At 51.0% G+C, this 24,207-nt stretch carries 22 protein-coding genes; 14 read left to right on the top strand and 8 right to left on the bottom strand.

What is annotated here, in order from left to right; genetic code table 11:
• Positions 1 to 41 precede the first annotated feature (41 nt).
• Positions 42 to 1,403, bottom strand: coding sequence for a UDP-glucose dehydrogenase family protein (locus tag ACCI49_RS19010; protein ID WP_371840746.1), 1,362 nt, complete (start codon positions 1,401 to 1,403; stop codon positions 42 to 44).
• Positions 1,403 to 2,704, bottom strand: a complete 1,302-nt coding sequence (locus tag ACCI49_RS19005; protein WP_371840745.1) for an O-antigen ligase family protein — start codon at positions 2,702 to 2,704, stop codon at positions 1,403 to 1,405. The genes ACCI49_RS19010 and ACCI49_RS19005 overlap by 1 nt, the downstream gene beginning before the upstream one ends.
• Before the next feature lie 322 nt (positions 2,705 to 3,026).
• On the opposite strand from ACCI49_RS19005, the gene ACCI49_RS19000 reads away from it, so the two are divergent.
• Positions 3,027 to 3,923 carry an ELM1/GtrOC1 family putative glycosyltransferase gene (locus ACCI49_RS19000; RefSeq protein WP_371840744.1) on the top strand — a complete coding sequence of 299 codons (897 nt, stop codon included), beginning with the start codon at positions 3,027 to 3,029 and terminating at the stop codon, positions 3,921 to 3,923.
• Here the strand turns inward: ACCI49_RS19000 and ACCI49_RS18995 are convergent.
• Positions 3,920 to 4,585: a YrbL family protein gene (locus tag ACCI49_RS18995; protein WP_371840743.1), complete on the bottom strand. Its 666-nt coding sequence runs from the start codon at positions 4,583 to 4,585 to the stop codon at positions 3,920 to 3,922. The two genes, ACCI49_RS19000 and ACCI49_RS18995, sit on opposite strands and share 4 nt — an antisense overlap.
• Complete coding sequence (locus tag ACCI49_RS18990) at positions 4,578 to 5,717, bottom strand: glycosyltransferase family 4 protein (RefSeq protein ID WP_371840742.1); 1,140 nt, start codon at positions 5,715 to 5,717, stop codon at positions 4,578 to 4,580. Before ACCI49_RS18990 ends, ACCI49_RS18995 begins: the two co-directional genes overlap by 8 nt.
• A 175-nt stretch (positions 5,718 to 5,892) precedes the next feature.
• Here ACCI49_RS18990 and ACCI49_RS18985 point away from each other — a divergent pair, with 175 nt between their 5' ends.
• Together ACCI49_RS18985 and waaA are read left to right on the top strand one after the other, a co-directional pair.
• Positions 5,893 to 6,813, top strand: a complete 921-nt coding sequence (locus ACCI49_RS18985; protein ID WP_371840741.1) for a glycosyltransferase family 2 protein — start codon at positions 5,893 to 5,895, stop codon at positions 6,811 to 6,813.
• A 103-nt stretch (positions 6,814 to 6,916) separates the two neighbouring features.
• A complete protein-coding gene (waaA, locus tag ACCI49_RS18980) occupies positions 6,917 to 8,215 on the top strand; it encodes a lipid IV(A) 3-deoxy-D-manno-octulosonic acid transferase (RefSeq protein WP_371840740.1) in 1,299 nt (432 codons plus the stop codon).
• Positions 8,216 to 8,260: 45 nt separating this feature from the next.
• Here the strand turns inward: waaA and ACCI49_RS18975 are convergent, their stop codons facing one another.
• Positions 8,261 to 9,790, bottom strand: coding sequence for a TolC family outer membrane protein (locus tag ACCI49_RS18975; RefSeq protein ID WP_371840739.1), 1,530 nt, complete (start codon positions 9,788 to 9,790; stop codon positions 8,261 to 8,263).
• Positions 9,791 to 10,144: 354 nt separating this feature from the next.
• On the opposite strand from ACCI49_RS18975, the gene ACCI49_RS18970 reads away from it, so the two are divergent.
• Genes ACCI49_RS18970 through ACCI49_RS18955 form a run of 4 tightly spaced genes read left to right on the top strand, consistent with a single transcriptional unit; the run spans position 10,145 to position 14,426 of the window.
• Entirely contained in the window at positions 10,145 to 10,795 is a 651-nt protein-coding gene (locus ACCI49_RS18970; RefSeq protein WP_371840738.1) for a paraquat-inducible protein A, read from the top strand.
• Complete coding sequence (locus tag ACCI49_RS18965) at positions 10,792 to 11,472, top strand: paraquat-inducible protein A (RefSeq protein ID WP_371840737.1); 681 nt, start codon at positions 10,792 to 10,794, stop codon at positions 11,470 to 11,472. The genes ACCI49_RS18970 and ACCI49_RS18965 overlap by 4 nt, the downstream gene beginning before the upstream one ends.
• Positions 11,465 to 13,852 (top strand): PqiB family protein, encoded by a 2,388-nt coding sequence (locus ACCI49_RS18960; RefSeq protein ID WP_371840736.1) that lies wholly within the window; start codon positions 11,465 to 11,467, stop codon positions 13,850 to 13,852. Before ACCI49_RS18965 ends, ACCI49_RS18960 begins: the two co-directional genes overlap by 8 nt.
• Positions 13,853 to 13,874: 22 nt before the next feature.
• Positions 13,875 to 14,426 carry a DUF4136 domain-containing protein gene (locus ACCI49_RS18955; RefSeq protein WP_371840735.1) on the top strand — a complete coding sequence of 184 codons (552 nt, stop codon included), beginning with the start codon at positions 13,875 to 13,877 and terminating at the stop codon, positions 14,424 to 14,426.
• A gap of 73 nt (positions 14,427 to 14,499) precedes the next feature.
• Here ACCI49_RS18955 and ACCI49_RS18950 read toward each other — a convergent pair whose 3' ends face one another.
• Positions 14,500 to 15,555, bottom strand: a complete 1,056-nt coding sequence (locus ACCI49_RS18950) for a glycosyltransferase (protein WP_371840734.1) — start codon at positions 15,553 to 15,555, stop codon at positions 14,500 to 14,502.
• A gap of 39 nt (positions 15,556 to 15,594) precedes the next feature.
• Positions 15,595 to 16,635, bottom strand: coding sequence for a glycosyltransferase family protein (locus ACCI49_RS18945; protein ID WP_371840733.1), 1,041 nt, complete (start codon positions 16,633 to 16,635; stop codon positions 15,595 to 15,597).
• A gap of 160 nt (positions 16,636 to 16,795) precedes the next feature.
• Between ACCI49_RS18945 and ACCI49_RS18940 the strand changes: the two genes are divergently transcribed.
• From ACCI49_RS18940 to ACCI49_RS18910, 7 genes are all read left to right on the top strand, one after another.
• Positions 16,796 to 17,458 carry an NUDIX domain-containing protein gene (locus ACCI49_RS18940; protein WP_371840732.1) on the top strand — a complete coding sequence of 221 codons (663 nt, stop codon included), beginning with the start codon at positions 16,796 to 16,798 and terminating at the stop codon, positions 17,456 to 17,458.
• 87 nt (positions 17,459 to 17,545) lie between these two features.
• Positions 17,546 to 18,067, top strand: coding sequence for a DUF1249 domain-containing protein (locus ACCI49_RS18935; protein WP_371840731.1), 522 nt, complete (start codon positions 17,546 to 17,548; stop codon positions 18,065 to 18,067).
• 41 nt (positions 18,068 to 18,108) lie between these two features.
• Entirely contained in the window at positions 18,109 to 18,933 is an 825-nt protein-coding gene (cpdA, locus tag ACCI49_RS18930; RefSeq protein ID WP_371840730.1) for a 3',5'-cyclic-AMP phosphodiesterase, read from the top strand.
• A gap of 305 nt (positions 18,934 to 19,238) precedes the next feature.
• A complete protein-coding gene (locus tag ACCI49_RS18925) occupies positions 19,239 to 19,919 on the top strand; it encodes a hypothetical protein (RefSeq protein ID WP_371840729.1) in 681 nt (226 codons plus the stop codon).
• Positions 19,920 to 19,996: 77 nt separating this feature from the next.
• A complete protein-coding gene (locus tag ACCI49_RS18920; RefSeq protein WP_371840728.1) occupies positions 19,997 to 20,620 on the top strand; it encodes a YqiA/YcfP family alpha/beta fold hydrolase in 624 nt (207 codons plus the stop codon).
• A gap of 12 nt (positions 20,621 to 20,632) precedes the next feature.
• Positions 20,633 to 22,519: a DNA topoisomerase IV subunit B gene (parE, locus tag ACCI49_RS18915; protein WP_371840727.1), complete on the top strand. Its 1,887-nt coding sequence runs from the start codon at positions 20,633 to 20,635 to the stop codon at positions 22,517 to 22,519.
• A gap of 735 nt (positions 22,520 to 23,254) precedes the next feature.
• Positions 23,255 to 23,584, top strand: a complete 330-nt coding sequence (locus ACCI49_RS18910) for a hypothetical protein (RefSeq protein ID WP_371840726.1) — start codon at positions 23,255 to 23,257, stop codon at positions 23,582 to 23,584.
• A gap of 357 nt (positions 23,585 to 23,941) precedes the next feature.
• Here ACCI49_RS18910 and ACCI49_RS18900 read toward each other — a convergent pair.
• Positions 23,942 to 24,207, bottom strand: a 266-nt coding sequence (locus ACCI49_RS18900; RefSeq protein ID WP_371840725.1) for a transposase, incomplete at its 5' end; no start/stop codon positions are given.

The following is a 24,207-nucleotide window of genomic DNA, read 5'->3' as shown; positions in this document are numbered from 1 at the left end:
TTGTAATTAGCCCCCTCAGGGGGCTTTCATCATACCACCCGCTATGCGGGTGGTTGCTGATTTTTAGCCGTATTGATATCCGGTCGGCCTACACAATAGTAATCAAAGCCGGCTTTCTGCATTTCGCTTGGCTCATATTGGTTGCGACCGTCGAAGACCACTGCTTCAACCAGAATAGATTTTAGATCGTCAATGTCCAGCGTTTTAAATTGTTGCCATTCTGTAGCGACGACCAGGGCATTGGCACCCTGAAGCGCGTCATACTTAGAGTTGCAAAGTACAAGATCATCTCGCGAGCCATAGATACGCCGGCATTCATCCATCGCTTCCGGGTCAAAAGCCCGTACTTTCGCTCCACTTTCCCACAGGCGCTCTAATAGAACACGACTGGGCGCTTCGCGCATATCATCGGTATTGGGTTTAAAAGAGAGGCCCCAAAGAGCGAAAGTCTTCCCTTTTAGGTTATCTCCATAGTGGCCCAGGATTTTCTCAGCCAAATAGTGCTTCTGGCGCTCGTTGCGAGACTCTACAGCGGAGAGAATGTCGGCTGAGAGCCCCAGCTGCTGCGCTGAAGCAATCAGGGCTTTTACGTCTTTTGGGAAACATGAGCCACCATAGCCAATACCGGCATAAATAAACTGGTAGCCAACTCTTGGATCAGAACCAATCCCTTTTCGAACAGCCTCGATATCTGCCCCGACCTTATCGGCGATATTAGCCATTTCATTCATAAAGCTGATTTTGGTCGCCAGCATACAGTTGGCTGCGTACTTGGTAAGCTCTGCACTCTTCACATCCATTACGAGAATTTTCTCGTGATTGCGATTGAAGGGGGCGTATAGGTGGCGAAGTTTCTGTTCGGATTCGGCTTCAGAGGTACCTATAATAATTCTGTCTGGGCGCATGCAATCCGCAACCGCGGACCCCTCTTTGAGGAATTCCGGGTTAGAAATAATATCAAACGCTAGGTCGCTTCTGTTAAGTTCGGCTAACTGCTCTTCAACCGCTGCTCGAACTTTATCTGCGGTTCCTACAGGAACCGTCGATTTAGTGATAATGAATTTTTTACCATTCATGTGCCGAGCAATTGTCTTGGCTACAGTTAGCACATGGCTCAAATCAGCAGATCCATCCTCATCAGGAGGGGTGCCTACGGCAATGAAGATCAGTTCCCCATGCCCAACACCGTCGGCGGCATTGGTAGAAAATGATAAGTTACCCGTATTAATCCCGTTTTTTACCATTGGCTCAAGGCCTGGCTCATAGATAGGGATATGGCCCTGCTTCAGTCGATCGATTTTCTCATTGTCGATATCAATACAAACAACTTTATTACCGGCTTCTGCCAGTACAGCGGCTTGCACCAAACCTACATAGCCGGTGCCAAAAACGGTTACGTTCATCAGTCAGACTCAATCATTTGAGGAGTGATATTTTGGTGTACCTGCTGGGAAGGAGAGCCAACATATTCCACCGTATTTTTTTCAAGGTAGCTCCGGGCCAGCAGGATAGCGAGTGGGGCCCAATAGAAAAACCAAATGTAGTTAGGTTTGACCAATGGCTGCTGAGCATAGATCAACATTGCCAGTGTACCGAATAGGAACCAGGCAACGTATAAGCCCGGTATCCAGCTGAGTATCTTTTCTTTAGTCATCACCGCAGACAGGGCCCCAAGCCCCTGCCAAACACAGGCTGCGATACCCAGCAGGCCGCTAAACCGGGCTACATCTAGAAGGTAGTTGTGGGGGTGGGGTAGCATATGATTTAGTTCGATAAACTGTTTGTGCACCAAGCCAGAGCCGATTACAGGGGAGAGCATAAATTCATCAAAGACTTTGCGCCATAATTCCAGGCGAACTGCATATGCGTTACCTCGGTGAAGCAAAGGAAGGTCACCAAACACAGCCGAGTAGGTGATTGGAATAATGGCAAAAAGAGCAACCAAGACAAATGCTTTCAGTAGCCGGGATGGAGTGACCATTGCTGCAAGCAGAATAGCTAATCCGACCATAACAATAGGGATTTTGGTTTGGGATAGTAGAATATAAACAGCGGATGTCACTAAACCAGTCCAGGATACCCAGCGCCAGAGCCGTGAAGGACGGGTGAGGCCATAGCAACAAAATAGTGCATGAAAGCCAAATAACATACCGGTCTTATCAATATTACCTTCCAGGGAAATGCCCCCAATGCGGTAAAAACGCTGAAATCCGCCATCAATTCCGTAAGCAATTAATGAGGCAAGTCCGGAAATAAAACCTACCGTAATTATTGCAAGTAGTAGCCTTCGTAAAAGCATATCTCCATATTGCTCTAACAGTATATGGATCGCACAGTAAAAAATGGCAAGATAAAATAGCAGTTTCCAATAATATGTTGTTTCGCGTATAACATCGGCATTGTCACCATCTGCCCAGAAAGTGGAGAGGGTCAATATAAAAGAAAGGCTACAGAAGGCTGCAAATTGCCAAGAATAAGCAAAACGGTAATCTCTTCTCCAAAGGAGTAGTAGCAGCGTTGCAGGTAATAAGGTTAAATAGAAGGTGGTTTGAACACCTGACTCCTTCGGAGCCAAGTAAAAACCGCAGAGTAAAATGAATAAACCCAGATATACGGTACGGAGTAGACCGATAATCCACTTGGAATCCTGGTGTAAATAGCGTAAAGGGGCCGTTGGGCTGTGGTTACTTCCAGATTCTTGCATAATTACATTTGCACTCGCAGCAATGGGGGCTGTGATGGGGTGCTCATTGATTGCTAATAGACACCGTAGTGAAATTTGGGGGGAGTCTAAGGTCGTTGTTGCCCCTTAAATAGGCAGTATGCTGAGAATTTGGCACTACCTACTGCCTGCGCTAAAGGTGAACTGCTCTACGAGCACCGCACCTATAGGGTGTGAAGGTTATACTGGATAGTATAGGGGTTCAACCGCTCGATAGCCTAAGGTAGCATACGCTCTATGTTTAGGCTCGTGGTGCTTAGAGCAGGAGGGCCTAGTTATTCTTTTTGTATTTCAAGGCAATCTCTTGCAACTGACTGTTTGGTGTTTCCTCGACGGTAATCGTGCGCATGAAAAGCAAAGTGCGGCGTTGACCAGTGGCCTCCGCAGTAGTTATGTGGGTGAGGTCAATAGCTATGACGTTTGTCCATCTATTACGGCTTCGAGTATTCTCCTGGGGCGAGCAAGTGAGTTATCCAGTTTTCCGAAGCCGGATTTTCTTATAGGGACTGGCCGCCGAAGTCGCCTGCCAATGCTGGCTGCGCGACATCGTTTTGGGGGGCGAGCAGTGGCTATTAACCTCCCGCAGTTGCCTTTCCGCTGGTTTGATTTTGCAATTGTGCCGGAGCACGACCGCCCCCCGCCTCTGGACAACATTATTCTCAGTCAGGGCGCATTGACAGAGCCTTTGCCTGATCGGCCAGTACAACCGGGGCGTGGCCTAATTTTACTTGGGGGCCCCAGTAAGCACTTCTCCTGGGATGTCGAGTCCATAGGTCATCAAGTTGGGCAGTTATTACTGCAGCCCTTTAATTGGCAGATTTCTGATAGCCGCCGAACACCAGAAGGGACAATGGCTTCTATAGCTGCGTCTGCAAGTAATGTTCATATCGTGGATTGGCGCTCCTGCTCTCCCATGTGGTTGCAGGAAGAGATGTCAGTAGCTGAGCAAATCTGGGTGAGCGAAGACAGTATCTCAATGATATTTGAATCGCTGCAAAGTCGTGCCAGGGTAGGGATCATTCGGGTCCCGAGCCGTTCAAGGGCAAATAAGGTGCGGGCTGCAGTACAGAGGTTGGTAGACCAGGGGGTTGTTAGCGATCAGAAAGAGGAGGTGTCAGTTCGGTCTGAAAGGGAGCCTCTTGACCAATATCTCTTGTGTGCCCGGGCTTTGTTACGCCGTAGTGGCCTACCTTTCCGTTAACGTTTAAGTCCCTGAGATTCAAATTTTCTCCATGGTGTGCTTTTATCGGAAAGCTCCCACTCCACCCTCAACCACATTCGCTGGATGCGTCGTTGAATATAGCGTTTGGCAAAGAAGTCAGAGACTTGTGGGAGTGGTAAAAAGGATGCGCAGCCAAGGCCGTCAACTACGTAGATCTGTAGCTTCCCTTCCTCTTCACGTACAACCAGGTTATGGGCAATCAGGTTTTTGGTCAGTACGCCGTACTCCAGCAGCCATTCTGTGAAGCGCTCAAGCGCAGACTGTACCTCGCCATTTAAACCGTGTTCATTGAGATACTGGCGCAAAGTGGGCGCAGGATTTCCTTCGCTATCCAGGATAAGATCCGTGACCACACCTGGCCCCAGGTTGGTTTGCTGTATCCCATACCAGCGCGGTAGGTGACGCCAGAGTCCCTTTTGCTCTTGCTGTAATGCCCTTTGTGAATAACCTTCCTGTTCGCGCAGGTTATCATCAAAGTATTTTTCCCCGCGCCACCGCTTATACCAGGGCGCGCGTCCAAGCAATTCCATAGTGCGTCCGGGGCGCATTATCTTTATACAGAGAAGCGGCTCCTGGGGGTGGCGGTAACAGAAGCGGTTGCCGCCGCTGGCAAAGGGCTGACTTTGGCCTAAATCAATCACTGCTGGTTCCGAACGACTCTTGAAGCATGGTTTTATAGACTTCGATGGTGTGCTCTGCCTGGTGCTCAAGGGTAAATTCTCGAGCGAGGTTTACCTTTTGCGGTCCGCTGTTGAGTAACTCCTGAGTGCGGTCATATAGCGCTTGTGTATTGCTCTGCTCTACTAACCCCTGGGGAAAGCAAACACCTAAGGACTCTGCGGGACCGCCAATATTGTATCCAATAATGGGTGTTCCCATGGCAGCTGATTCTATCACGGTTCGACCGAAGGGTTCGGGCCGTTTGGATAGGTTATACACTAAGCTGGACTCTTTGTACCAAAAGCGAATATCACTGCGATGCCCAACAAAGGTGAGATGGCTGTCTATCCCCAGGTTTTTTACTTTTTGTTTTAGCTCCTCCTCATAATGCCTCTTATTAGATTCGGCCCCACCGAGTATGACCCCGTGAATATCATTGCGGTTCTTACATAAACGCTGAATAAGCTCAATAAAATCTTCTTGCCCTTTCCAGCGAGTTAATCGCCCAGGTAAGAGAAGCCAGTGTTTGTCGCGCAGGTTGGGGAATTCCCGCTCGATGCCTTCTCGCCAATCATCTGGGGGAAGTATGTCGGGATTGAACTCATCAGTATCGACTCCGCGATAGATGATCTCTGGTGGCCGCTGCAAGTATGCTTTGTAATTGTCCAGCAGGTAATTATTTACACACTCAGAGATTGCTATCACCTGCTCGCAGCTGGCCATAATAGCGCTGTAGCGATTGACAGAGTAGAGGCCATGTGCAGTGCTAATCAGGCGTGGGCGTAGGGCCGGGTCTAGCTTTCGCCAAGCGAGATAGGTCAGCCAGGCGGGAACTCGGGAGCGTACATGCAGAACATCGGGCCGCTCATGAAGAATAATTTGTCTAAGCGGTCTAACCTGTAGCAAACTACTAAGAGACTTTTTATGGATTGGCAGTGTAATATGCCTTGACCCTTCGAGCTCCAGCTGCTTGACCATAGAGCCGCCACTGGATACTACAGTAGATTCATGGCCGGCATGAACCAGTGCGCGCGCCAGGTCGAGAGTACCTCGCTCCACTCCCCCGGAGTTCAGGGCAGGCAGCAGCTGCATAACTTTGATGGATTGTTTCACAGGATATTTATGTACTGGTTAGTATTTTGGCTTTTTGGCTAGGTGCCAGCAAGTTGACTCGTTGACCACCGGTGAGCGGAAAACCGAATATTATAGACATACCATTTTGAGGGGTATAGGCTGCGCTGCTATTGCCGCCCCCTAACTATAGTTTTGGTTGTTTGTGGAGTTTAAATTGCGACCACTGTTGGATATTTGCATCTGCACATGTAAGAGGCCTGAACAGCTTCGCCGTGCCCTGCGGAGCCTCGCTGAGCTTGAGTTGCCTGCGGATGCCGATGTGGCGGTGACGGTAGTTGATAATGATCCTGAAGATAGAGCGGGGCAGGCAGTAGTTGAGTCCCTTACAAATGACTTCCCCCTGCAGGTACTTTACGCTCTCGAGGAGCGTCGAGGAATTCCCTTCGCACGCAACCGATGTATTCAAGAAGCCCAAAGCAAGGGTGCAAACTACCTTATCTTTATTGATGATGATGAGTGGGTCGCCCGAGACTGGCTTGTTCAGTTATTTCAATATGCCCAAGAGCTGGGTGGAAGCGCAGTGGTTAACGGCAGTGTTGTACGGGAATTGCCCGAATCAGCACCAGCCTATTACGCAAAGTTTTTTTCCCGCAGGCGGAGGCAGACAGGGGATCGGCTCACCTATTGCGCTACCAACAACGTCCTTATCCCTATGACGGTTATTCGTGAGCTAGGCCTGTCATTTGATGAGCGAGACCCATTCGGAGGGGGAGAGGACGTATTGTTTTTCACTGAGCTTAATGCCAAAGGTGGAGAAATCGTCCACTGTGTTGAGGCTAAGGTCTTTGAATCTGTTCCCGAGAGCCGTGCAAATTTGCGCTGGCTTTCCCGTCGTAAATATTCGGCAGGTATTACCCTTGCGAAGCAAAAGCTGCTATCGGGCCGCAGCCGCTTTGGCATATTGATGTCAGCGCTATTCCAGCTACTGATTGCAGGGGTTGCTTGTCTTCTTGGGGGGGTCTTTGGCGGCCGGCGCTTAGGTTCCCGGCCCTGGCTGCGTCTGTGCCGCTCGGTTGGCATGGCCTGTGGGGTATTTGGGGCCCGCTCGGATTTTTACCGGATTGTTGACTGCTAAGAATTTATCTTCCGGGCTTCATTTGTATATTCTGCATGTAAGATAGTCGCCTGGACCTCTGGTCCTAGTTGCAAATAATTGCCTTTTCGTGACTCCTGGATATATGCAGACTTTCTACTCCTGGCTCTTCCGCATCATCTTACCTTTTGTTTTTTTACGCCTTTGGTGGCGTGGACGCAGTCAGCCTGCTTACCGCCAACGCCTCCGTGAACGACTAGGTCGGGTTCCCAAACGTTTGAGCCGCACCCCGTTAATATGGGTCCACTCTGTATCTGTGGGGGAGACCTTGGCCGCAGTACCGGTGATCTCCGAGCTGGCGGTGCGGCATCCAGAGTGGCAATGGCTGGTGACTACGAGTACGCCTACAGGCTCCGAGCGTGTGAGCGAGGCTCTCCATCCTATATTGGGGGGGCGCCTACTGCACTACTACCTGCCATACGACTTGCCTGAATGCCTGACCCCATTTCTGAAAGCTCTGCGCCCCAGTATGTTAGTTATTATCGAAACTGAGCTTTGGCCGAATCTGTTGCGTATTTGTCAGAAGCAGGGTATTCCCAGTCTGCTGGCCAACGCACGTCTCAGTGAGAAGTCTGCTCGAGGTTATGGCAGATTCCCCGCTTTTACTCGTTCCATGCTTGGCAACCTGAATAAAGTGGTGGCCCAGTACCGAATAGATGCTGAGCGCTTCGTATCCTTGGGGATGCCGCAGGAGCGAGTGGTTACCAGTGGCAATATTAAGTTTGATCTGGAAATTGACCTGGGCCTGGTAAGTGAAGCTCAAGCTTTGACCCATCAGTGGCGAGGACCTTCTAACCGCAAAGTGTGGTTGGCAGCCAGTACTCATACCGGCGAGGATGAGATTATCCTGGATGCTTTCTCAATATTATTGAAGGAGTTTGAAGACTTGCTTTTGGTTCTGGTGCCCCGCCACCCTCAACGATTTGATGATGTAGCCCGCTTGTGCCGGGAGCGTGGTTTCAGGGTGGTTAGGCGTAGTGAGGATGCTGCTCCAGCGTCTCGAGATCAGGTACTCCTGGGGGATACCATGGGGGAGCTACTGCGCTTCTATGGTGCCTGTGATATGGCTTTTGTCGGTGGCAGTTTGGTCCCGGTGGGTGGCCATAATTTGATCGAGCCAGCGGCCTGGGGGGTGCCGGCAGTTTCCGGGCCCTATTTGCATAACTTTGCTACTGTGGCTCAGTTACTCAGAGAGGCTGGTGGGCTCACCGTTGTGGAGGATGCTGAGGCATTAGCTTTGCAGTTAAAAGGTTGGCTACTAAGCGATGAGAAACGGAAGCTTGTGGGCCACAGGGCCAAGGTGGTAGCGGGACAGAATAGTGGAGCCTTGCAGTGTCTACTCGGGGAAATAGAGGGGCAGATGCTTGCTTTGGAATCAAAGTGAGCGAACCCAGGGGCCGCTCACTTTTACTTAGAAGACCTGAAGCACTTACTTGGATGGCGCCGGTAGACTGGACGGGCCAGTTTCGGCTATACGGGATACATTGTTTGCCGGGTTCAGCATTGCATCCAGTTCCTGCAGGTCCTGAGGTGAAAGTAGCCCCGCTACCTGTTTGAGGTTTAGTGTATTGAGTATGTAGTCGTATAGAGAATTAGCATAGTCTGTTTGCGACTCAAACAGAGTTCGCTGGGCCAGTAGAACATCAACGATATTCCGCGTTCCCACTTCATAACCGGCTTGAGTGGCATCCAGGGCGCTTTTGGCGGAGACCACAGCCTGCTGCCGCGCTGCCACACGGGAGACATCGGTCACTACCGCGCGGTGCAGGGTGCGCGTAGTCTGGATAGTGTTGCGTTCGGTCAGGTTGCGCAGATCCTGGGCCTGGAAGGACAGGTTGCGTGCTTCACGGCGACTTGCACTAAGCAGGCCACCAGTATAGATGGGGACATTTAAAGTGATAGCGGCAGTTTTGAGGACATTATCTTGGTCAAATGGGTAGGTATTACGTCGCGTATCACCAGCCTGGATAATCTTGTCGGTTAGATCACCGTTGGCGGTAGTTCTGTTGTAGGTAAGTGAACCTGTCAGGGTAGGTAAATGTTCACTGGCTGCGGAGCGGGCATTATAACGGGCAGCTTCTGCATTTAATCTTGCAGCCTTTAAATCGAAGTTATTGGCCAAAGCAAATTCTACCCAGTCTGCGCGCTCTGCCGGCACTGGAGGTGCTACTTGGAAGGTATCTACGAGAGGCGCAACCTCATCGTGGTAGCCGCCAGTAAGGACCGATAGGGCATCAAAGTCGCTGAGCAGATCGTCTTGGGCGGTTAGGCGGCGTGCTACGGAGCTATCGTAAGCGGCTTGGGAGTCGTAGACATCGGTGATTGCGGTCAAGCCCACTTCAAAGCGTTGCTGGGTCTGTTCCAGCTGCTTGGCTAAAGCCTGCTCCTCAGCGATGGCGGCTTCCAACACATCATAGGCCCGTAATACGTCGAAATAGGCGGTGGCTACGCGGATCATCATTTCCTGCTGGTCGGCACTGAACTCAGCAGTTGCGACCTCGGTGAGTTTTTTGCCCTGTTGGTAGTCAAACCAAGCTGGCGCGTCGAAAATGGCCTGGGTGAGTTCCGCGACATACCCTTCATTATTGGTGGTGCCGGTTGTTCTAGAAAAGAAGTCGACAATTTCAATATCGACTATCTCGCCAGTGTTCGGATCTGTCTGCTCAACAGGTATAGTTCTAGTATTTTGGATATCCCTTTTTTGTCTAGCGATATCAATGGACGCTCTTACTTGCGGTAAAAGTGGCGCACGAAGTAAGTTCTTCGCCTCAATCCCCGCATGATAAGTGGCACGATCGGCGGCCAATTGCTGATCGTTATCCAGCGCTTGCATATAAATATCCCACAGGGTGTCGGCCTGGGCCTGCATGGCGCCGAATCCGAGCAGGGCGGCGGCGAGTAGTTTCTTCAGTGGACGCAACTGGCGGCCTCGCGGCTCTGTGTGGTTACTTCTTTTCATCTGTTTCAACTTCCTGTGGCGGGTGCGGTCTTCAAGCTTTAAAAAGTATTCGGAGCGGCACTCGAGCTATGGGCACTCGGTGGGTTCCTTTGGCTCGCATGGTACAGTGGTGCTGCCTGTCTCCCCAATCAGCAGTCGCGAGAGTGTACCCGCGGCCAGCCTGAGCGTCGAGGCGACGCTTTGGGCTTTTTGGTATATCTTCGTTAAACCGACGCGAATGTGCGTTTACCGGTAACTGTCTGGCTGTATACGGCAGCATTGAATAGGGTTAAGGCCCTATATTGCAATAGACGCATCATCGAAGTATTTGGATGCGGCAAAAATTATGCAGGATAAGGCAAGGACCTATCGCACATGGAACAAGTGCGCAACGAAAAGCCGATACCTTGGCAGCGGGCCTGCCATGAATGCGACCTTTTGTTGACTGGTGGGTTGGCCCCACCTGGTCAGAAGCTGGTTTGTCCCCGCTGTCGTTGCACTTTACACCGCAATGCCAATCACAGTATTTATTTCACCATTGCGCTGAGCCTGACAGGGCTGTTGTTATTTATCCCCTCTGCGAGCCTGCCACTCCTCAAGTTTTCATTATTCTCATTTGGTGCCGAGAATACCTTGATGAATGGTGTTCATTCCCTATTTAAAGCAGGGTATTTCTGGCTGGCGTCACTGGTGTTGTTTTGCAGCGTGCTAACCCCCCTGGGCAAATTTCTGCTGTTGTTATTTATCTGCTGTGGCAGTACTTGGAGCTTACTGGATCACTGGGTGTCCTATGCGGTGCGCTGGTACCAGCACATTAAAGAATGGGGCATGCTTGATGTGTATATGCTCGGAATTCTGGTAGCGCTGATCAAATTAAGAGATCTGGGAAAAATGGACGTGGAGCCAGGTCTCTACTGTTTCGGTGCCATGATGCTGGTGGCGAATCTCTCTTCGCTTAGTTTCGACCAGGGTGCTATTTGGCATCGCTTGGCGTATCGGCGTGCATCGCGGGAGACACGGGCATGAACTCCCCTTCGAAGGGACTCAAAGAGGGGCTGACCAGCTGCTTGAGCTGCCATCAGTTGATTATTTTGCCGGTCACTGGGGGGCATTGCCGCTGCCCCCGTTGTGGTGGACGGGTGCATAGTCGTATTGATGGCAGCCTGATGCTCACCTGGGCGTTAACGATTACCGGGGCTCTATTGTTATTGCCCGCAAATATCTTGCCGATTATGACTGTGGCTTACCTCGGTACAGGTGAACCCATGACCATTATCAGCGGTGTCATGCAGCTGTATAACAGCGGTATGTGGGGCATCGCGCTGATTGTATTTGTGGCTAGTATTGCAGTGCCGGTAATGAAATTACTAGGCTTGTCGTTGTTGCTGATTCAGATACAGCTGCGTTTACCGTTTGTGCCCTCCCAGGCAATGAAAATCTACCGAGTGGTCTCAGGTATTGGCCGCTGGTCTCTACTGGATCTCTTTATGATTTCCATTCTGACAGCACTGGTGGATATGGGGTTTTTCGCTCAGGTGGCGGCCGGTCCTGGTAGTACCGCTTTTGCCTCTGTGGTGGTTATCACCATGATGGCCGCGCGTTTTTTTGATCCCCGTCTGATCTGGGATGCCTATGACGGGGACCTGTACAAAACGGCTGCAGGACCTGAGACGGCGCACAGGAGCGCTGCGGAAAATGGCTGATTATTCGCCTCCGCAGAAGAATGGCGCTGCTGAGCCCCCCCTGGATAACGGCGCCCAGCGTGGGCTGGTGCGTTCCAGCAAGGGACTGCCGTTGGTCTGGATTCTGCCTTTGGTGGCAGGATTAATCGCACTTTGGTTGCTCTATCAGGATGTTGCTGAGGGGGATGTTCACGCGAGTATTTTGTTTCATTCTGGTGATGGCCTGGTAAAAGGTAAAACCGTGGTGAAATACTCCGGTGTAAATATCGGGATTGTGCAGGATGTACGGCTGGTACCCAATGCCAAGGAGCTCAATGGTGCCGATGGTGTTTTAGCGGAGGTCAGTCTTAATCGCAGTGCGGAATACCTGTTGGTGGAGGGGACAGAGTTCTGGGTTGTGAAACCAGAATTATCCATTACCGGCATCAGGGGCCTGGAGACTCTGCTGTCGGGTAACTACATCGCAGTGGAGTCGGGCAGTGGCAAGCGTAAGCGCGAATTTGTCGCCCTGGACCAACCTCCTGCGTTTATTCGCGGTGACGGCTTGCGCGTGGTGCTTAAATCCCGCCGCCTGGGTTCGCTTAGTCGCGGTTCTCCTGTGTATTACCGCCAGTTGAGTGTGGGGCAGGTGGCGGATTACAGGCTCGAGGAAGACGGTAATGAAGTCAGCATCGAATTATTTATTCGACGTGAATATGCTTATTTAGTGCATCGTGGTAGCCGATTCTGGAACAGCTCTGGTATTTCCATTGAGGGGGGTATCAGCGGTATTAGTGTAACTCTGGAATCCCTTGCCGCCTTGTTTGCTGGTGGTGTGAGTTTTTATACCCCGGAATCCCAACGCCAGTCTCCTTTGGCGGTCAATGGTACAGAGTTTAAGCTGTACAAAAATTTTGCCGCTGCGGATGCGGGAATTTCTGTCACCCTGAATTTTGACCGGGGTATCGATGTCACGCCCGGTAGCACCAAGGTGTATTACCAGGGGATTCAGGTTGGTGAAGTCAGCAGTGCAAAAGCCAATAAGCGCATAAATGGTATGGCTGTCAAAGTATTAATGGATCCAGCCACTGATGACCTGCTGAGCGAAAATACACGTTTTTGGCTGGCACCTCCTACGTTTGATTTCACCGGTGGCTTAAATAAATTAATTCAGGGCAATCGGATTGAGGTTGACCTGCGACGCGGACAGCGTTCCCAGCGCACATTTACCGCGCGCGCCTCGGCACCACCACGGGACCCCCGGGTGCCCGGACTGCATCTGCGCCTTACCTCGCGCAACCCAGGATCCCTCCAGAGAGACGCTCCGGTGTACTTTCGCCGTATTGAGGTAGGTAAAGTCCAGGGCATGGAATTACGCAGGGATGGCGAGGGCGTAGAGGTGTATGTGGTTATTGAGCCGCGTTATGCGCACTTGGTACACCAAGGTACCCGTTTCTGGAATGTTAGTGGGCTGCGTGCCAGTGCCAGCTTGAGCTCAGGCATAGAAGTACAGGCTGACTCATTGATGTCACTGTTGAGGGGCGGAGTCGCTTTTGGTATCCGGCGAGAGGATCGGGCCAAAGCGGCAGCGGTACAAAATGGCGACCAGTTTCCTCTGTACAGCAGTCGCGAGGCAGCATTGGAGGAGGGAATTGAGATACATATCAGCCTCCCCAGTGCGGAGGGTTTGAAAGTCGGTGCTCCTCTACGTTACAAAGGCGTGCAAGTGGGGGAAATTACCCGCCTGCGTCTTGGCCGGCATCTGGGCGAGGTACGTGCACGGGCCAAACTCTACCATCGCGGTGCGAATTTTGCTCGGGCGGGCACCCGTATTTGGGTGGTATCACCACAGATTGGTATCAGCAAAATTGCGCACTTGGATACTTTGATTACCGGTCGCTATCTCGCCTTGGAGCCGGGTGCGGGGCCTCACCAGACTGAGTTCCATGCAGAGCTGCAGGCGCCGAAAGAGGACTTGGCAGATATTATGAGCCGGCCGGGATTAACGGTAATACTCGATGCAGCAAGACGCGGCTCCCTGGTAGCGGGCAGCCCCGTGTACTATCGCCAAGTCCAGGTGGGTGAAGTGACCGGTTTCTCCCTGGGTGAATTGGCAGATCGTGTTTATATCTATGTGCATATAGAGCCGCAATATCGCCCGCTGGTGCGTGAGCATACGGTTTTTTGGAATGCCAGTGGTGTGGACGTGAATTTTGGCTTGAGAAGTGGTCTCAATATCAACACAGAATCCGCTCAAGCCTTGATAAAGGGAGGGGTTGCCTTTGCTACCCCAGAGCCACCCTTTATGGGATTCGAAGTGGAGTCCGGCAGCCACTACCCCTTGTACCCAAAGGCTGAACCGGAATGGTATAAGTGGAGTCCCAAAATAGAATTGTATGATTATTCTGAGCCAGTCAAATAAGTAGGAAGTTTAAGGAGTATTTATGCGTTACATAATGACGGTCCTGGCGACAATGTTGTGGTTAGCTGGATGCCAGGAGATGCAGGTGGAGCGAGTAAATACCGGGGCCCAGCCGGTGGCTTTTTCCACCTATAAGTGGGGAGTGACACCGCTCGTTGATAGCCCCGATGCATCGGCACAACTAGTGGAACTGGATGAGGAAATGCGCGATATGGTAGCGGCAGAGCTGCTGCAACGGGGGTATCGCTTAGTGGCCCAGGACCAGGATGCGGATATGGTGGTGGATTACCAGGTTGCCGTGATCGATGAATTTTTTTCCGGGGATACTCGGGACCCCAGCTGGGATAAGCAGTTTGATAGTAATGCCCCACAGGAGGTTGTAGAGTTGCCACCGCTTACTGATGCACCGCTGGTGATTATGAGTGTTGGCATCGGCCGCCCGGGGGGCGAAATTATCTGGGGAGGCAGTGCTAAAGAGCTTCTGACGCGCCCGGATAGCATTGAGCAGCGTCAGCGCCTAATTGCACGGGGTGTTAGTGCGTTACTGCGGGATTTGCCACAGGCCTACCAGTAACTGTATGTCGAGATTTTTTCAGCCAAGCACAAGAAAAAGCCGCCAATAAATGACGGCTTTTTTATTGCAATGTTTAAGGGCGTCCCCGATCCATGAGGTTATCGTAGAGTTCAATATAGGAATCTACGATAAATCTTTTCGAATAGCCCTTAGCGTACACCTCCGATGCGTTTTCGATCAGGCTCCGGCGCAGCTCGGGGTTATCCAATACTGACTTAATGGCCTTCGTCAGGGCATCTGCGTCGTCAATGGGGGTGATCAGACCGCTATGGCCATCGGTAATCACCTCACCAGGTCCCTGGGAATTGGTTGCCACTATTGGGCAGCGGTGTGCCCAGGATTCCATCACGATTGAACCCAGGCCCTCGTGGCGTGATGGACACACAAACAGGTCAGCGGTGCGCATCAAGGTGGTGACATCGTTGCGCCAGCCAAGAAAGCGTACCCGCTGATCCAGGCCAAGCTTGTGGCACAGGGCTTTCAGTTTGGCCTCCTCGGGGCCCGCACCTGCGAGCCACAGGGTGGCATTGGGAATCTGCGTTAGGGAGTGCAACAGGACATCGAACCCCTTGTTGATATGCAGGCGCCCCGCCGCGAGGATCAGGGGCTTGTCTTCCGGAGTATTAAAGCTGTTGCGCGGCAGGGGCTCTACAGGAGTCTCATCGGCAAAGTTGGGTATGTGGAATATTCGATCTTTGGGAATACCACCATCTATCATATGTTGGCAGATACCCTTGCTGATTCCGATCCAGTAATCCGCATGGCGGTAGTACTTGAGGTTGTAATAATGCCCGAGGCGGCTGACCAGCAGATAGTTTTTTGAGTTGGGCGTAATGATAGTGGCGCGGCCCATCCAGGTCATCACAATATCCGGCTGCCAGTTACCAAGAGCCTCCCGGTAAATTCTGCGGCCGAGAAAATCCAGCTTGCCACCAAATTTAAATCCCTCGGTTTCAATACCATTGTTGCGCAGTGCCTGCACGCGATGGTCGTGATTGCGAATAAATGCCTTTTCGTTAATTTCCCCTCGCGGGTTTAATCCACTTACCAGGCGTACAAAAAAGTTTTCAGCACCGCCGTGCTCGGCGCCGGCGAGGACTTGTGCCACTCGAATTGGCTTGTTACTCATAAATCCAACGTATTCAGTGTGATTGGTCTGTCAGTACCGTTATTTCAGGGTGCCATCCAGATTAATATCGCGGGCCCAGGCATAGTTATGACTAAAGGGTTGTAAACTTGTGGCTTCGACAATGTACTGTGCATAGAGCTTGGAGTTCATTTCCGTATGAAAAAACTCCCTCGCTCGTGCCGCCCAGGCGCGGCGCTTGGCGTCATCATTTTGAAACTCTCGTATCTTTTCCAGCAGATCCTGCTCTTCTGAAAAGTAAACGATACTCTCAGGTGGCAGCAGTTCATCGAAGTGCAATTTGTCACTGGTGAATTGCAATATGCCGTTGCCGGCTAGCTGTGCCATACGCGCCGACGAATACCAGTAGTGAGTATCCTGGCGATTAAAATTCAGCCCCATTTTAGTTTGAGAAAGTGCGCGGTCGTAATCCTTTCCCCAGACTGGCGGTTCACCAAAACTGCCATAGGTTTTAAAGTTGAGCGAATCCCCTAGGGCTTCTTTGAGGTTCTTCACCATTTGCAGGCGCTTGGTGAAGTTATTGCTATTACTGCAAAACAGCAGGTCGATGGGCAGGTCTGTGCGCTCGGCGTTGTTGAGGTTCTCGATAGATGCCTCAATCGGATTGGGCATATGATAAACGCGAGCACCAATACCCTCGAAAATATTCAGTTCGCGCCGCCCGGTAGAAACAAAAATGGCATCGGCTACTTCAGCCCGGTATTTAATTCGCTCGACGTTGCTGGGGACAAACAGCGGGTCGTTATTACAATGTGCAATCAGGCAGTTGGGCCGCTGTCTCTTGATTTCCTTCAGGGTATCGTTAGTGATCATGTCGCAGTGGCCAGCGATGACCAGGTCGGGATCAAAGGCCTCTACCGTTTCCAGCAAGCGGCGATTGGCTTTCTTTACTCCTAGGTCGCGGATGCCGAACGGCGCCTCAAACGCAGCGACATCTCGATCGCTGAATACTTGTGTGTAGTGATCGTTTTTGATCAGGCCAAAAGTCAGTTTTTGCGCCCAGCTGACTCGCGTCTTGCCATAGCGGCGCAGTTGCTGATAGGCGATATTGAGCACTCTCATGGTGGTGCACTCTCTAAAAATCCAGGGAGTTAATTCGTATGGCCGCTTGCATCAGCGGCTGTTACGGTGGGCGCAGAGTATAACAGCTGGTTCGGGCCCAGATAGTCCCGCACTGCCCACAAGGCACTTGACCTGAATCGCAAAGGAAGGAAGGCGAACAATGTATAGAAAAAACAGTCAAAGCCACCTATCTCCCGAGTTTTCCTCGGATTCCGTGGAAATTATTTCCAGGGAACCTGTATTCAAGGGGTTTTTCACCATGTTGCGCCTGCGATTACGCCACCGCCTGTTTCGTGGAGGCTGGAGCGATATCTTTGAGCGTGAGGTGTTTGTGCGAGCTCCGGCGGTGGGTGTTCTTCTATACGATCCTGTGCGGGATCTGGTGGCGCTCACCGAGCAGTTTCGCGTGGGGGCCCTAGAGCGGGCAGCGGGTCCCTGGTGCCTGGAAGTGGTAGCGGGTATGGTCGAGGAGGGAGAGAATCTGCAGGATGTTGCGCGGCGCGAAGTGCAGGAAGAGGCGGGCTTGCAAGTGTATGATTTGCACTTTATCCACAGTTATATGCCGAGCGTCGGTGGCAGCTCCGAGCGCTTGCACCTTTACTGCGCACTGGTGGACTTGGATTCTGCAGAGGGTTACTTTGGTCTGGAGCAGGAAAATGAGGATATACGCCTAAAAGTATTTCCCAGGGGTACAGTCCTTGAGGCCATGGCCGGAGACTATGCTCCAGGAGAGAACCCCGTGGATAATGCAGCCACTATTATTTGTATGCAATGGCTGGAGCTAAATCGAGGAAAAATAGCAAAAATGACGTTACCTGCCTGACCAGTCATTATGTCTTGCGTTCCGTTACCTGCGTTTAGGGCAAACTGAGATCTGAGTCACGGCGGCAATAGAATCGGAGTGTTGATAATGGCAGTACTGGGCAAGGCACAGGCGCGGCAGCGCAAACGGACAAAATTGTCGCCAAATGGCAAAGAAAGTGCGGTGTATAGAGTCGATCTGTCGTCTTATCATGCCGACTGCGATGCAAACTACCTGCGCCTGATCAGGTTGCTGCCTCAGCTTTCTGAGAGAGAGCACTGGCGCTACCAACTGCCCGGTGGCACCCTGATACTGAAAGTGATGGCGCGTTCCAGATACACGACGGAAGTGTCTCTGGGCGCGGAGGTAAGCCTCAGTGAGTGCCGCTGGCTGGAGCCCCCGGAATTAATTGTGCGCCTCTATCACGATGCGTGTATGGCGGAGGCAGTCTCAGCCAATGGTCGCGGGCCCGTGGGTGGTAATGGAGTTGATACCGCTTACCCGAATCCCCGTATGCAGCGCGCAGATGAGAGACCCCAGGCCAACCGTTTTCTCGGTGAGTGGCTGGAGTACTGTCTCGCAAATGGTCGCGCAGAATTTGAATTGGTCCTGGATGGCCGAAGTTTTTAATTCTGCAATAGAACACATGGATGTGAACACAAGGTGAGCAAGTGATTCGCGAGCACAATAAGTCGAATTCGTCTCCTGGGGCGGCATCGCACCGTTTGATCCAGATCACAGATCCACATATCGGCAGCAGGCCCGATTACCAGCTGCTGGGTCTGGACACCGGTCACACACTCGATGAGGTATTGGCAACAATTGTCGCCAAACAGCCTCACGCCAAAGCGCTGGTCGCCACCGGTGATATCAGTGCCAACGGTTCTGAGGCCTCCTACTGTCGCTTTTTGCAAAAAATCCGCGCTATCCCCACCCCCTGGCACTGGCTTCCCGGCAATCATGACATTAGTACGCGCATGCAGCAGTTGGCTCCAAAACGCAGTGCAGAACTGGTCGCATTGGGCAATTGGCGGCTGTTACTGCTGGATACCAGTGTGCAAGGTCAGATTTGCGGCGGCCTAAGCGAGGCTCAACTGGAACGCTTGCAATTGCTGTTACACGAGACTCGCGAATACCCGGTTATGATCATGATGCACCATCAGCCTGTTCCAGTGGGCAGCAACTGGATTGATGGTCACATGCTCCGCGAAGGGCGTGAACAACTGTTACAGATGGTGGATCAGGCTCCCCAGGTAAAGGCCATCGCTTGGGGCCATGTTCACCAGCAGTTCGACAGCAGCCGTGGTCAAGTTGGTCTACATGCAACACCGTCTACCTCGGTACAGTTTACGCCTGGTAGTGGGCCCTTTGCTGTGGACGATGAAATGCCAGGTTATCGCTGGTTTGAATTGCATGATGATGGCACTTACAGCACCGGCGTTGAGCGCGTTTCCATCTCCAAATATTATGTGGACCTTGCCTCTTCCGGTTATTGATTCATATCAACCTGAAATCAATTGGTACTAGAGTCCCCCTCTTTATTCGCTGACACCGTAAAAATGTGAAAACCATTCTTAACGAACTTACCTCTATCTTTCCCTGTTGGCCTCCGTACAATGGAGATTCCCTGAAAAACACTTATTTGCTCAGTGTCGCGGGGATTGATCGGCGAAAGTCAGGGCCTGCGGAAATTAGAGACTTTGGAATTCTTGGCACCAGCGTCTCTTATCTATGGGGTATTGATTTTTGTATGGGGCTCCACTCGCCGGATAAATAACATCGGGAAGTCAGGAGTATAAAAATGCAAAAATTATTTTTAATTTCGTTATTGGGCGCAGCACTGTTACTCGGAGCTTGTGCGGAACAAGCCGCAATGCAAGGCGAGCCCGCGGCGCGTGACTCTACACTGGTTCAAAGCGAAGGTTTGGAGCCGCGTTCGAGCAACCTGGATGAAGTGTCGGCAGCTTTTGCCCTGGATTTAAGTAGCGCCAAGGTTTATGTCGCCCCAGTACAAATTGGCTACAGTAAGCGCTTTGCCCCGCACCCGCGCAGTAGTTACCGGGAAAAAGACTACGAGTTCGATCAAAGGGACCTACAGCGTCTGAATACCCTCCTTGCACAAACCTTTTCTGATAAATTCCTCAGTACACGCAATGGAGAGCTGGTTTCCGAGCCGGCGGAAGCTGATTACACGCTCGCGCTGTCGCTGGAGAGGTTTTCCCTTGCTGCACCACTGGCCCCTTCTCCCTGGGCATGGCGTGTCTATACCGAGCAGAGTGCCTATGGCGTGTTGGTGGGTACCCTGTACGACCGCGATAGCAATGTAGTGATGCGCTTCAGTGATCGTAGGGATATCGGTGAGAACTTCGGGTCGCCAGGACTAGGTGGGCGCCTGGAGCGCTTTACCAGTGTTACTTTCTGGTCTGACATGCGCGTGGATATGCGCCGTGCCTTCGCCAGCCTGGATAAATCCCTGCTGTAGGCCTTGTAAGATTGTCTGGCGGGGAAGGTGAGGTCTTTCGCTCCCACTAATGCATAGGGACGCTATAATCCCCGCCTATGCAAACTCATGATTCCAAAGGAAGACCGCTGCTGATCTATTTGCACGGTTTTCTATCGTCACCACAATCCTATAAATGCCAGTTGATGCGCGGGTGGCTCAATGTTGATCACCCGCATATTGTTTTCTGCGCACCGCAAATTTCCCCCTATCCGGCAATTGCCCAGCAATCTTTGGTCAGCTTGCTGCAGGGCTTCCTGCAGTCTGCCAATTGTGGTCCTATTGGTTTGGTGGGGAGTTCTATGGGAGGCTTCTGGTGCACCTATTTGGGGGAGCGCTTTAATCTGCCGGCGGTACTTATCAACCCTGCGGTGCGCCCGTCCCGCTTTATGCCCGCTTACATAGGGCAGCTTTTGCGGCCCTATAGTGGTGAGCCGCAGCGCTATCGCCTTGGCGGGGTGGACATTGATACCATGCAGCGATTGGAGACCGAGCTGCCAAGCCCCCTGAGCAGCCGCTACTGGCTTTTGGCCCAGCGCGGCGATGAAACGCTCGATTACCGCGATGCGGAGGACTATTACCAAGGGCAGTGTCAAACTATCGAAGACGGTGGTGATCACAGTTTCCAGGGGTTCGCGCGCTACTGCGAGCCCATTGTCGAATTCTTATTTAATCAGCAGTAATTCATAAAAATTATGGCCAATTATTCCGCCGAAGATATTGAAGTATTGACGGGGTTGGACCCGGTGCGAAAACGCCCCGGTATGTATACAGATACCACTCGTCCCAATCACCTGGCTCAGGAAGTCATCGACAATAGCGTTGATGAAGCCCTCGCCGGGCATGCAAAGAAAATTGAAGTGGTTTTGCACAAGGATCAATCGCTGTCTGTCAGTGACAATGGTCGCGGCATGCCAGTGGATATTCATCCAGAACAGGGTCGCCCCGGTGTCGAAGTGATTTTATCCACTCTGCACGCAGGAGGTAAATTCTCCAATAAAAACTATCAGTTCTCCGGCGGTCTGCACGGCGTAGGTGTGTCGGTAGTGAATGCCTTGTCACAAGTGCTAGAAGTAACTATTCAGCGCGATGGCAAGGTACACCGGATTGGCTTTAAAGATGGGGAGAAAGCCTCTGACCTAGAAGTGATTGGCGAATGTCCCAAACGTACAACCGGCACTAGCGTGCGCTTTCTGCCAGACCCCCAGTATTTTGACTCCGCCAAATTCTCCGTGGTGCGCTTGCGCCACCTCTTGCGCGCTAAGGCAGTGCTCTGCCCCGGCCTCACCGTTACCTTTATCAATGAGCAGGATGGGGAATCGGATGAGTGGTACTACGAGGATGGCCTTAAGGATTATCTTGCCGCAGCCAACCAAGGCTGGGAAGTACTGCCCGCAGAGCCCTTCGTCGGTAGCTTTGCAGCCTCCACTGAAGCTGCGGACTGGGCCGTACAGTGGCTTCCGGAAGGAGGAGAGATTACTGCAGAGTCCTATGTCAACCTGATTCCCACTGCTCAGGGCGGAACCCATGTTAACGGTTTACGTGCAGGCCTGCTGGACGCCATGCGTGAATACTGCGAAATCCGCAACCTGTTGCCTCGCGGCGTCAAGTTGGGCCCTGAGGATATTTGGAGCTCCTGCTCTTATGTACTCTCCGCCAAATTGAGCGACCCACAGTTTTCTGGTCAGACCAAAGAACGCCTCTCTTCCCGCGAAGCAACCGCATTTATTTCTGGTGTAGCCAAGGATGCTTTTAGTCTTTGGTTAAACCAGCATACAGAGGAGGGCGATAAGCTCGCTGAACTTTGTATCAGCAATGCGCAAAAGCGTATGCGCACCGCCAAGAAAGTTGCGCGTAAAAAAGTGACTCAGGGCCCAGCTCTGCCTGGCAAACTGGCGGATTGCTCCAGTGCTGATACCTCCCGCTCTGAGTTGTTTCTTGTGGAAGGGGACTCCGCTGGCGGTTCTGCCAAGCAGGCTCGTGACAGGGAGTTCCAGGCTATCATGCCGCTGCGTGGAAAAATCCTGAATACCTGGGAAGTGGATTCTGCAGAAATCTTAGGCAGTCAGGAAGTTCATGATATTGCTGTGGCCCTGGGAGTAGATCCGGGCAGCGATAATCTTGAAGGCCTTCGATACAATAAAATCTGTATTCTCGCGGATGCCGACTCGGATGGACTGCATATTGCCACCTTGTTGTGCGCTTTATTCTTGCGCCATTTCCGACCACTGGTGAGCAACGGCCACGTTTACGTTGCCATGCCGCCTCTTTTCCGTATTGATATCGGTAAGGATGTTTACTACGCCCTGGATGAATCAGAAAAGCAGGGTATTCTCGACCGGATCAGTGCGGAAAAGAAAAAGGGAAAAATCCAGGTGACCCGCTTTAAAGGTTTGGGTGAAATGAATCCCATGCAGCTGCGTGAAACCACAATGGACCCCAATACCCGTCGCCTGGTGCAACTCTACATAGATGCGGGTGATGATAGTAACCAATTGCTGGATATGCTCCTGGCGAAAAAGCGTGCGGGTGACCGCAAGCAATGGTTGGAGAGCAAGGGAAATCTGGCTGAAGTTGGATGATATTGTAAATTGTAGGGAAAGCTTATAAATTTATAGAACTATTCTATAAAATTTTTAGGAGAAAGCTATAAAAAGCATATAATTTGGGCATGAGAGTTCAGGATATATGTAAAAATGTGAACTCCGGCCCGCAAGCTGAAAAAATCCGCTGTTAAGAACATAGTTCGATTTCCGGCAATTAAGACGGGCAGCGGAAAATCTATCCTCGTTGACTCCATTCTGGAGCCAAAGTACTGTCTCCATCTCGAATTTGATTCGAGAGTTAAAACCCACTTCCCTCAGCCGAGAACATTTAATGTATTTGTAGATGGTGAAGAACGAAAATATACACCAGACTCCGAAGTGCACTATGTATAAGGTGCGCGTAAATATGTTGAAGTTAAGCCTTTAAAGCGCTCTCAAGAAGAGCGGTACCAAACACTTTTCAGCAGTTTTGAAGCTTCACTTGAAAATCCCAATATTAGTTTTCTGTTGGTTGATGAGATGGAGATTACTCACCAACCCCTGCTGTCGAATTATAAAAAGCCCTATCAATATAGAAAACGCCCCACTCAAGATATGCGTAACTTATATCAGTGCGCTAAAAGTGTCGGTAATACGATGCCTCTTTCTCGCATGATTACGAAGCTATGGGATAAAGCCAGCTTGAGGGAAATCTATTCCTGGCTACATTGGGGTAGTTGAAGTTTGATATAAGTTCCGAACATCTACAAATGACAACCGAGGTGATATTCGATGTCTATTGAACTGTGGGTAGAAGGCGTCATCGTTGAATTTAGAAATGGGATTCCATGTAAGCGATCGATGATCGAGTCTGTAGGCAGCAGTGAAGTAGTACTCGCTGATATAAAAGCTGACCAAATCATAAGAATACCCATAGTAGAGTTAGATGAAATATATTCATCTGAAGGACTGAAGATGCTCGCTGAATCGAGAGACTTTGGTGATTTAAAGTTTTTAGATCTTACGGAAAAAGAACAACAGGAAACAAATCGAAAGTGTCGGGGCGCCTCTATAAATTCGGAGATAAATTTACAAACTATTGGAGTACTATTTTATGGTTGAGTTTTAGCTGTAAAACTGAGATTGTTCAATAAGTATTGATAGTTAGTGTATTTTATAGTAATTCCAAGCAACACTCATGGCCATTCTATCCCACTCTTCATACTGCGGGCGCAATTCGACTGCATAAACTGACAAATCGACGCATGTTGTAAACTAAATTCATCATGCCAACCTTAACATTGGCGCGCGCAAGTCCAATAGTTCGAATGAATATTCCTCCCTGTTCATTTTCCATAGAACCAAATACATGCTCAACTCTGGCCCGAACTTTGGATTTACGGTGGTTAATTTATTTTTTACTCTCGCTAAGAGGTTTGCCTCGACAGCCTTTTTTATGCGCATGAGTACGGTAGCCCATTACATCCAACGCGATCTCACATTCCTCACCATAATAGGCGCTGTCCGCCCAAACATCTTTTGAGCTATTGTCACCCAGTAATTCAATAAAACCTGTGAATCATGTACTTCGGTAGAAATTACCTCGTATTCACGTATCAGTTTGTGTTTATTATCTATGCAGACGTGATCCTTATATCCGTAGTATCTCTCGTTGTTTTTCCTGGTCCAACGGGCATCAAGATCTTTCTGCCGCTTGACGTTTGGATCTTGCTCAATTCGCTTTG

This window comes from Microbulbifer epialgicus, from assembly GCF_041447265.1.
Classification (GTDB): Bacteria; Pseudomonadota; Gammaproteobacteria; order Pseudomonadales; family Cellvibrionaceae; genus Microbulbifer; species Microbulbifer epialgicus.
This window is presented reverse-complemented; position numbering and strand designations above follow the sequence as displayed.